Annotated in this window: 9 protein-coding genes; 5 read left to right on the forward strand and 4 right to left on the reverse strand. The window is 28.1% G+C overall.

Going from position 1 to position 10391, the window contains the following annotated elements; translation table 11 throughout:
- Positions 1–9: 9 nt before the first annotated feature.
- A complete protein-coding gene (locus tag ACRC03_RS15315; RefSeq protein WP_438653461.1) occupies positions 10–894 on the forward strand; it encodes a CotA family spore coat protein in 885 nt (294 codons plus the stop codon).
- Positions 895–964: 70 nt separating this feature from the next.
- Here ACRC03_RS15315 and ACRC03_RS15320 read toward each other — a convergent pair whose 3' ends face one another.
- Positions 965–2461, reverse strand: coding sequence for a glycosyltransferase family 2 protein (locus tag ACRC03_RS15320; RefSeq protein ID WP_438653462.1), 1497 nt, complete (start codon positions 2459–2461; stop codon positions 965–967).
- 312 nt (positions 2462–2773) lie between these two features.
- On the opposite strand from ACRC03_RS15320, the gene ACRC03_RS15325 reads away from it, so the two are divergent.
- Genes ACRC03_RS15325 through rfbH form a run of 4 tightly spaced genes read left to right on the forward strand, consistent with a single transcriptional unit; the run spans position 2774 to position 7202 of the window.
- On the forward strand, positions 2774–3976 hold the full coding sequence (locus tag ACRC03_RS15325) for a glycosyltransferase family A protein (protein ID WP_438653463.1): 1203 nt from the start codon (positions 2774–2776) through the stop codon (positions 3974–3976).
- Between the two features lie 5 nt (positions 3977–3981).
- Positions 3982–4755 carry a glucose-1-phosphate cytidylyltransferase gene (rfbF, locus tag ACRC03_RS15330; RefSeq protein WP_438653464.1) on the forward strand — a complete coding sequence of 258 codons (774 nt, stop codon included), beginning with the start codon at positions 3982–3984 and terminating at the stop codon, positions 4753–4755.
- 39 nt (positions 4756–4794) lie between these two features.
- Positions 4795–5892 carry a CDP-glucose 4,6-dehydratase gene (gene rfbG / locus ACRC03_RS15335; protein WP_438653465.1) on the forward strand — a complete coding sequence of 366 codons (1098 nt, stop codon included), beginning with the start codon at positions 4795–4797 and terminating at the stop codon, positions 5890–5892.
- A gap of 2 nt (positions 5893–5894) precedes the next feature.
- Positions 5895–7202: a lipopolysaccharide biosynthesis protein RfbH gene (gene rfbH / locus ACRC03_RS15340; RefSeq protein ID WP_438653466.1), complete on the forward strand. Its 1308-nt coding sequence runs from the start codon at positions 5895–5897 to the stop codon at positions 7200–7202.
- A 63-nt stretch (positions 7203–7265) separates the two neighbouring features.
- Here the strand turns inward: rfbH and ACRC03_RS15345 are convergent, their stop codons facing one another.
- The 3 genes from ACRC03_RS15345 to ACRC03_RS15355 all read right to left on the reverse strand — a co-directional run.
- A complete protein-coding gene (locus tag ACRC03_RS15345; protein ID WP_438653467.1) occupies positions 7266–9035 on the reverse strand; it encodes a thiamine pyrophosphate-binding protein in 1770 nt (589 codons plus the stop codon).
- 13 nt (positions 9036–9048) lie between these two features.
- Entirely contained in the window at positions 9049–9987 is a 939-nt protein-coding gene (locus ACRC03_RS15350; RefSeq protein WP_438653468.1) for an NAD-dependent epimerase/dehydratase family protein, read from the reverse strand.
- Between the two features lie 186 nt (positions 9988–10173).
- On the reverse strand, positions 10174–10391 hold a 218-nt coding region (locus ACRC03_RS15355; protein WP_438653469.1), incomplete at its 5' end, for an IS66 family transposase.

Here is a 10391-nt window from a genome sequence, read left to right on the forward strand (position 1 = left end):
TTTAATTATATGTCAAATAAAAATAATATTAATGGTTACTATTATAACTCTTCTAATGATGGAAAAAATAAAGAACGAAATATTGAGATAAGTGAACAGGAGAATGGATGTAGCGAAAATAAGTGCAACGAAAACAGATGTGATGAAAATACGTGCAAAGAAAATGTATGTAAAGAAAGTAGATGTAATGAAAATAAAAATGAACCTAAGAAACATGTAAAAAAATGTGATGACAGTTGTTGTTGTAAAAATAGTATGAGAGAGGCTCTTAAGTTATTAAATAAAAGATGTTTACACACATATTTAGACTTTAATAAGTTTGCTTTTATAGCAGAAGATTCACTTGTAGGCGTGCCTTCTCTTAAGATACCAGCTACTCCTGGAGATGATAGTTTAACATCTATCGAAGGCTCTTTATTTGGTTTTTCTCCGAGTGATTGTGATTTGCTTAAAGTATCAGGTTCTGTATTATCACCTCCTATAAATGATTCTGTATTAGACCCATTAGTTGTAAACTACGCTTCTCTTTGCAAATTAATTGCAGTTGCCTTTGAACTTAGCAGCACAATTACAGATGTTTGTAATAAAGATACTTGCGATTATAATACTTTCTTAAACATAATATCTCAAGACTTAGATATACCAAAGGACTGTGATGGTAACTGTAGTTGCAAGTGTGAATGCGATGACTGCTGTTGCAATACAGGGATATGGAATCAAGCTGGTGGATGCATTAATACTGTAACTAGCTTAGTTGCTGGACCACTTGCATTGTATGAGACTTTAGTTCTTGGTAAAATATGCAATGTGATGGTATTAGCTACCCCACCTTCAAAAGGTGCTCCATTTAGAGTATACTTTGTTTGCCTAGATTCTGTTTCTTTCTTATCATAATATAAAATATTTATTTAAGTTTCATTAATTATAAAAAAAGCAGAGTATGATAAACTCTGCTTTACTTTTATTATATATTTATTTCGTATTGACTCTCAATAATATTTAAGTTATTAGTTGCTTTAAATAGATAAGAAATATTAAATGTACTTCTTTTAAATAATCTAAGAGTTGAATATTGAAGAATATTTATAGGAATGAAATTATTTTTATTAAGTAAAGTTAAATTAAATGTAATACCATCAACATTAGAATTATTTAATGTATGTGAGATATAATCACATGTATCTTTGCTTACAAGCTCACCATCATAACCTAATAATATATAATCACAATCATTATTTAAATAATTCAAACCATTAAAAATCATATTATCATCGTTACTATTATTACATCCTACCGATTTTACATTAGGTATTTCCTCTATAAGTTTTAAATCATTAATTTTATTTATAGGGGTTACAACTATAATGTCTTTTACTAAATCCATATAGTTAATTAAACTTGATTTTAAATTATTATAATTAAGCTCCTTGCATACATACATAAGAGTTATATTTTTAATACATTTTTCATTAATCATATAGTTAGAGTACTTATTTATAGTCCAGAGGATATCTTTATCACTTACAGCGTATAGAATTGGATAAGAAACAAAGTTATTATCTATCTTACCAAAAATCTTCAAATTTTCAATACAATCAGTGACAAATCCACAATCTTTTAATATAAGAAATTTTAAATAATAAAGCTCTCTAAAATTATGTTCTTCAATTAAACAATCATCTATTTCCTTTAATGTTTGTTTATAATAGCCTAATTTGTATAAACAATGAAGTTTTTTAAGGAATAAATCTTTTAGTTGACCTATAATTTTATCAGTATCATCTAAAGCTTTTTTAAAATTAGATAGAGCCATTTCAAACTTAGTATCATAAAAGTATACTTTACCAAGCAAGTAATAATAATAGCCATCTTTTTCTTTCTCGGTATAACTAAGTAGTATATCAAGGTTTCTTTTAGACTTTTTATTTGCATCTATTATAGTTTCATCATATCCATCATGCATAACTAGCATATCGCTATAACAAAAATCTTCAGGTTGATATTTCTCAAAAAAACTCCAATCTATCTGTTCATGTATTCTGTGTTCATATCTTATGTCTTTATCATTTATAAATAATTTAGTTAAAGGATGACTGTTTTCATGAGTATATTTTTTATTAATATTATTGATAAGCATAGTATAGGCTTTGAAATTCTTAGTTTCTATATTATTTCTTATTCTAATAGCAGTTGTTTGTTCTATATATTCGTCACTATCAAGTACTAAAATCCATTCCATAGTTGCCTTATCTAAAGCAAAATTTCTAGCTTTAGAAAAATCATTGCACCAAATGAAGTGGTATATTTTAGAATTAAATTTTTTTGCTATTTCAATTGTTTTATCACTTGATCCAGTATCGACTATTATGATTTCATTTACTAAAGAAGATACAGAATTTAAAGCTCGTTCTAAGGTTCTTTCATTATTTTGGGTTATCATACAAAGGCTTATTGTTTTCATAAAATCAGCTCCTTTTTATTAAATTACTGTACTAATAGATATATTTAATACTATTCATTTCAGTGCAATTAATTATATAATTTAAGGAATGAAATTAATATAAGATTTTGCATTTAATTTGACAAATCAAGCATTGAAAAGAGCGACAACATTTAATGGACAATATATATATCAAAATTATAGACAAATTCATATCATTTTGTAGGGTTTAATTTTAGCATTTCTATTTAATTGCTGAATACAATAATATAGACACAAGAGTTCTTGCCTTTACCAACGGTAAATTGCATACAAATTAATAGGAGGGATTTTATGGTGAAATTCGAAGACGATAATCAAACCTCAGATAAGAAAAAATCAAAAGTACTGTCAATATGTATACCTGCATATAATAGAAAATATATATTCAAATGGTGTTTAATTTCTGCATGTGAAGCATGTAAGGGATATGAAAACATCGTAGAAATAGTAATATCAGATAATGCATCTACAGAGGATATATACTCCGTAGTGAATGATGTACAGAAGATGTATCCATCAATTGATATTATATACAATTGCAATTCTAGTAACCTAGGAGTGGCACGAAATTTTTTCAAAGTTGTAAAAGATGCCATGGGCCAATTTTGTTGGGTAATAGGTAGTGATGACTTTATAAAACCATATAGTATAAATAAAATCATCAATATTTTACATGAAAATGAAGATATAGATTTTATATCTTGTAGTTTCGATTTAATGAGAATTGAGGATTCATTAAAGATAAGCGATAAAGAGATTTCTACCAATATAAGTGAACAACTAAAAAATCCAAATTATCTAAGACCAAATGGAGCTCCAACTCACAGTTTTAAAGTTGATAAACTAGATTATATAATAGACCCTATATATAATAATGTGTTACTTGGCTCTTTAATGACAGGAATATTTAGACGTGACTTATGGAATGGAGTAGAAGTAGATAAAAAAGAATTAGATGGATATGACAGTCTTATAACTATATATCCTCATATATACGTATATTCTAATGGGTTCTTAGGTAAAAAAGCATACTACTGTGGTGAACCTTTAATAACTGTTGGTGAGGGCACTAGAGAATGGTCAACAGATACAGGTAAAAGTTTTTGGGAATCCTCCCTTCCAGTTATATACTTCAAAGTATTTAGTGAAATAGCTAGTTCCTATAAATCCAATGGTCTAGAACAAGAATCATATATAAAATGTGAAAATTGGACTGCTAGTTTTGCAGGAGATTTGCTTATACCTATAATATGGAAAAAATATGTTTCAAAAGATCCTGTAAATAATATAGATAAAATTTTTCCTTTAGAAACAAGCTTAATATTCCTTGATAATGAAATTTATAAACAGACAGCATTAAATAAGTTAAGAAGTGAATATTATGCTATGGAAAAACAGTATGAAAGTATGGAAAAAACTACTATAGGCAACATAATCATTAATTTGTTTAAAAACATGTTAGAAAATAATAGTTTTAGCAATGTAAGGATGTGAAGCAGATGAAAGTAGTGATATTAGCAGGCGGATATGGAACAAGAATAAGTGAAGAAACTGATATAAAACCTAAACCTATGATTGAAATAGGAGGTAAACCAATCCTTTGGCATATTATGAAAATTTATTCTACCTATGGATATAATGACTTTATAATATGTTGTGGTTACAAAGGATACGCTATAAAAGACTATTTTATAAACTATTATAATCATCAAAATGATTTTACAATAGACTTAAGTAATGGAAATATAGATATGCATAATAGAAAATCTGAACCATGGAAAGTAACTTTGGTAGATACAGGAACAAATACGCTTACAGGCGGAAGAGTAAAAAGAGTTAAAGAATATATTGGTGATGAGACATTTATGTTAACGTATGGAGATGGTGTATCTGATGTTAATATAGATGAATTAGTTAAGTATCATAAACAAAATAACAAATTAGCTACAATAACATCAGTTCAGCCACCAGGAAGATTTGGAGCATTAAATTTAGATAAAAACAATAATGTAAATAAATTTATAGAAAAACCAGCGGGTGATGGTGCTTGGATAAATGGAGGTTTTTTTGTATTAGATTCTAAAGTTATAGACTATATAATAGATGACTCTACAGTATGGGAACAAGACCCATTAAAAAGATTAGCATCAGAAGGAGAGTTGTCAGCATATAAACACAGTGGATTTTGGAAGCCTATGGATACATTAAGAGACAAATTAGAATTAGAAAATATATGGAAATCTAATGAGGCTCCTTGGAAAATATGGAAATAATATAAACATCATTTATGAGGGAGGATATGGAACTTAATAATGATTAAATTATTTAAATCGATATATAACGGAAAAAAAGTTTTAGTAACAGGTCATACAGGTTTTAAAGGTTCTTGGCTTTGTTTATGGTTAAAACAACTTGGAGCAGATGTTATAGGGTATTCTCTAAATCCAAACACTAATCCAAGTTTTTTTAAAGTATTAAATATAGAATCAGAAATTACAAGTATTATAGGAGATATTAGAGATGAGAAATACTTAAATGATACAATACAAAAATATAAACCTGAAATAGTATTTCATTTAGCGGCACAACCATTAGTTAGGTTGTCATACTTAGAACCTAAAAATACTTATGAAACAAATGTAATCGGAACTTTAAATTTATTTGAATCTGTAATAAAAAGTGATAGTGTAAATGCTATTGTAAATATAACAACTGATAAATGCTATGAAAATAAAGAATGGATTTATGGATATAGAGAGATAGATCCTATGGGGGGATATGATCCATATAGTTCTAGTAAAGGATGTGTAGAGTTATTAACAAATTCTTATAGACAGAGTTTTTTTAATGATTTAAATATATCAGTAGCATCAGTAAGAGCTGGCAATGTTATAGGTGGTGGTGATTGGGCAGAGGATAGATTAGTCCCAGATATAGCTAGATCCATATCTCAAAATAAAGTTATAGTAACTAGAAATCCTATGTCAACAAGACCCTGGCAATATGTACTAGAACCACTTTCAGGGTATTTATGGATAGGAGCACTTATGCTACAAAAACATAATAACTTAAGTGAAGGTTGGAACTTTGGACCAAATTATAATGATATTTTAAGTGTTGAAGAAGTCATAAAAAAATCTATAGGAGTTTGGGGAAGAGGAAATTATACAGCTGAAAGTTGCGAAAATCAATTACATGAAGCCAATCTTCTTAAATTAGATATAAGTAAAGCAAAGGCTAAGCTAAAATGGAGACCAGTTTATGATTCAAATAGAGCAATTGAAGAAACTATAAATTGGTATAAGGAATTTTATGAAAATGAAAAGTTTAATGCGAAAGAATTTTCGATAAATCAGATAAAAGAATATACAAAAGTAGCTATAAGTAAAAATATCATATGGAGTGAATAGATATGGATAATAAAAAACAAAATATATTGAATTTATCAAAAGAATACTTTAATGAAAATATAAGCTACAAAACCATAAAACCTGGAGTAGACTATATACCAGCATCGGGAAAAGTATTAGATGAAAATGATATGGTCAACTTAATAGATGCATCTTTAGATATGTGGCTTACAGCAGGAAGATATTCATCTGCATTTGAAAAAGAATTTGCAAAAATATTAGATGCTAAATACTGTTCTTTAGTAAACTCAGGATCCTCTGCTAATTTAGTTGCATTCACAGCTTTAACTTCTTATAAGTTAGGAGAACGAAGATTAAAAGAGGGCGATGAAGTCATAACTGTAGCTGCAGGTTTTCCAACTACTATATCACCAATTATACAAAATGGTATGATTCCTGTATTTATAGATGTAGACTTAGAAACATATGACTATAAAGTGGATGATATAGAAAATGCTATATCTGATAAGACAAAAGCAATATTTATGGCCCATACACTAGGAAACCCATTTGACTTAAATAAGGTTATGGAATTAGCAGAAAAATATAACTTGTGGGTAATAGAAGATAGTTGTGATGCATTAGGGGCTAAGTACAATGGAAAGTATACTGGTACGATTGGTCATATAGGCACATTTAGTTTTTATCCAGCTCATCATATAACTATGGGTGAAGGTGGCGCTGTTGTTACTAATGATCCACTATTATATAATATAATAACATCAGTCAGAGACTGGGGAAGAGATTGTATATGTCCTCCAGGCAAAGATAATATTTGTAAAAATAGATTCACCCAAAAACATGGAGAACTTCCAATAGGATATGATCATAAATATGTATATTCTCATTTAGGGTATAATCTTAAAGTTACAGATATGCAAGCGGCTATAGGTTTATCCCAATTAAATAAATTGAAATATTTTAAACACAAGAGAAATGAAAATTTCAAAAAACTACATAAAGGATTAAGTAGACTCAATAAATATTTGATTTTACCTAAAGAAACTGAAAAGAGTGAGCCCAGCTGGTTTGGATTCCCTATAACGATAATAAAAAATGATAAATACAATAGGAATGATCTAATAAACTTCTTAGAAGATAATAAAATAGGAACAAGACTGTTGTTTGCAGGCAATATCCTAAAACAACCTGCTTTTACAAGAAATAACTATAACTATAAAGTAGTAGGAGATTTAGCAAATACTGATACTATAATGGAAAGTACTTTTTGGATTGGTGTTTGGCCTGGCATAACAGAAGAATGTATAGATTATATAGTTGATAAGTTTAATGTTTTTTTTTCTAATTAAGAATTGTTGTTTATGTGGAAACGCCTAAATATAAAGACCAGCAAAATCTGCTGGTCTTTATATTTATTTATAAGCTTTTACTATCATATTTTTATAAAATTCATCTCTATCTAGTAATGGCGATTGATCCTCAATAGGTCTTCCCATTTCTAATTTTGGAATTGAGTATGTTATTTGGCTTAAAGTTATTTCAATTAAATGACTTTTATCATCATCTAAAAGTTCCTTTATTTTGTGTATCTCATCAATAGATGATATTTTAGTGGAATCTATTCCATATGCAGTACATACTTTTATAAAATCTGGTGTAGAATATCCTTCTATTGTTCCATAATATTTAGAATCATAATATAATTCTTGAAAATGTCGTATCATCCCTAATGCTTGATTATTCATAATAATAATCTTTATTGGTATATTGTCTCTGATTATAGTTTGGAGCTCTTGAATATTCATTTGAAATCCACCATCTCCAACTATAGATATTATTTTAGATTTTTTGCTAGAATACCAAGCTCCTATAGCTGCAGGTATTGAAAATCCCATAGGACCCATTCCTCCAGCATTTAATACCCTTTGACCTTTTTTTATAGCAATAGATTGTGATGCCCATATTTGATTTTGCCCTATATCAAGAGAGAAAATAGTATTTTTATTACATAAATCTCCGATAAAGTGCATTATTTCATTTGGATCTATTTCACTTTTATATATTTTAGTTGGATAACTTGGATACTGTTTTTTATAATTTTTAATTTTATCCATCCATATACTAAAATCATATTTATAATCATCTATATTTAATTTATTAATTATTTTAGTAAGAAAAACTTTCACATCACACCTTATACTAATATCTTCTTTTAACTTTAAGTTAAGTTCATTATTGTCTATATCAACATGAATTATTTTTGCTTCTCTTGCAAAGCTTTTGACATTGGTACTTGTTTGTCTTGTTGTTAATCTAGAACCTAATACAATTAGTAAATCACTATTTGCCACTGCTAAATTTGAATATCTATTTCCATAGCTACCCATATATCCCACGTAATTTTCATGTTCGCTATCTATAGAATCTAACCCCATAAGAGTTGTAACAACAGGTATATTACTTACCACACTAAATAATTTCAATTCATCTATAGCTCTTCCAATTCTTATTCCTCCACCTGATAAAATTATAGGTCTACTTGACTCTTTAATTAAATTAATTACATTTTGTATATCATTATTTAAATCTACTTCATTTAAAATATATTTTTCCATTTCTAGATGCTCATCTGTATAGTAAAATCCTTTTAATTCATCCTCATTAACTTCAGCTCGTTGAATATTCATAGGAATATCAAGAAGCACGGGTCCACACCTTTCATTTTTAGCCAAGAAAAAAGCCTTCTCTAAATGGTATTTAATATCTTCAGCATTTTTTATACTAACTGAGTATTTTGTTATACTCTGTACTATTTTAATTATATCGGTCTCTTGAAATCCTTCTTGCCTTATATTATCATTTCTTCTAAGTTCATAGGTATTTACCTGGCCTGTTATAAATATACATGCAATAGAATCAAAAAAACAACTTGCGATACCAGTAACTAAATTAGTAGCACCTGGTCCACTAGTGGCAATAGCCACGCCAATATTACCGCTTACTCTAGAATAACCCTCTGCTGCAAATGCAGCTCCCTGTTCATGGTATAAAGAAACAAAGTTTATTCCATCTTCTTTAAATATAGAATCTACTAAGTGTGTAATCATTCCACCTTGATATCCAAAAATAGTATCTACATTATATTCTTTTATAAACTTTACTATATAATCTGATACTTTCATTTTAACCTCCATTTTAACTATACAAGTTCTTATTTTTTTCAAACCATTCAATAGTTTTTCTTAATCCACTATCTATATCTACTTTAGGACTCCATGATAGATCTGATTTAATTTTACTTATATCTGCAAACCAATATTTTGGTTCATACTGTCTACCTAAATTATCTCCCCAATGTAGATTACTTTTACTGTTAGTTAAAAACATTATTTTATTAACAATTGTTTCTACTGTATATTCTACTCCGCTTCCTAAATTATAAACTTCACCAAATTTATCATTAGAATTTGAAATTTTCAAATATGCTTCTACAACATCTTCTATAAATATAAAATCTCTTTTAGATGTTTTACTCCCTAAATATATATCTTTATTTTCTAAACAACCTCTTATAACCGTTGGAATTAAACGGCTTGAAGCATCGAAATACCCATACGGAGATAATAATCTTACTGTACAAAGTTGCATTTTATTTAATTTTGCATATGTACTGCACAATATAGTTGACGCCGCTTTTGTTGCTCCATACATACTATTAGGTTCTAGTACCATATCTTCTTTCATAGGTTCAATTTTTTCACCATACTCTGATGAACTGCTAGTATTTATGAATATTTCTACACCTGTTTCTTGGCAAGCTTTAACTAAATTCCAAGTCATAGTTAGGTTAGTATTAATTATCATATCTATATCTTTTTGGAAGTGATATACTCCATATGCTGCTAAATGAAATACTACATTGAATGATTGTTTATAAAAAAAATCTTTAACTGTATTTTCATCGTTTAAGTCAATATAATGAATGGTAATATATTTAATAAGATCTTTGAGTCTCCAATCATCAGATTCTTTTCTAGCTAATATATGAACTTCTTGATTATCGTTTATTAACTTTCTAACTATACAAGATCCAATAAATCCATTGGCACCTGTAACTAAATATTTTTTCCTCATAATTTACCTCCTACTTTAATGATTATTTTTGTAAAGGTTCACCTTATATACTATTTTTATTGACAAAAATTTATTCTATAAAAGTGGAATAAATGGAGACTTTTAAAAAGAGTTATTGTTAACATTAGTAATAAACATTACTTTTAAGCACATATACAAAAGAAATTCGTAACTATTCAGTCGCTATTAAGTTAAAATAAAATTACTTTTACCTAATAGCGCTTTTTTTAAGGCTAACAATGGACTTATACCATGTTTTTTAGCGGTTCCAATATAAGACATAATGTCTAAAAAATCCTGGCAACCTTTTGTAGTTCTAAAGCATCCCGAAACTTTACTTTTAACTTTTATCATACGAACATCACGCTCAGCTTGATTGTTATCAAAAGGTACGTTAAAGTTTT

This window comes from Romboutsia sp., assembly GCF_051659545.1.
Taxonomy (GTDB): domain Bacteria; phylum Bacillota; class Clostridia; order Peptostreptococcales; family Peptostreptococcaceae; genus JBOFOR01.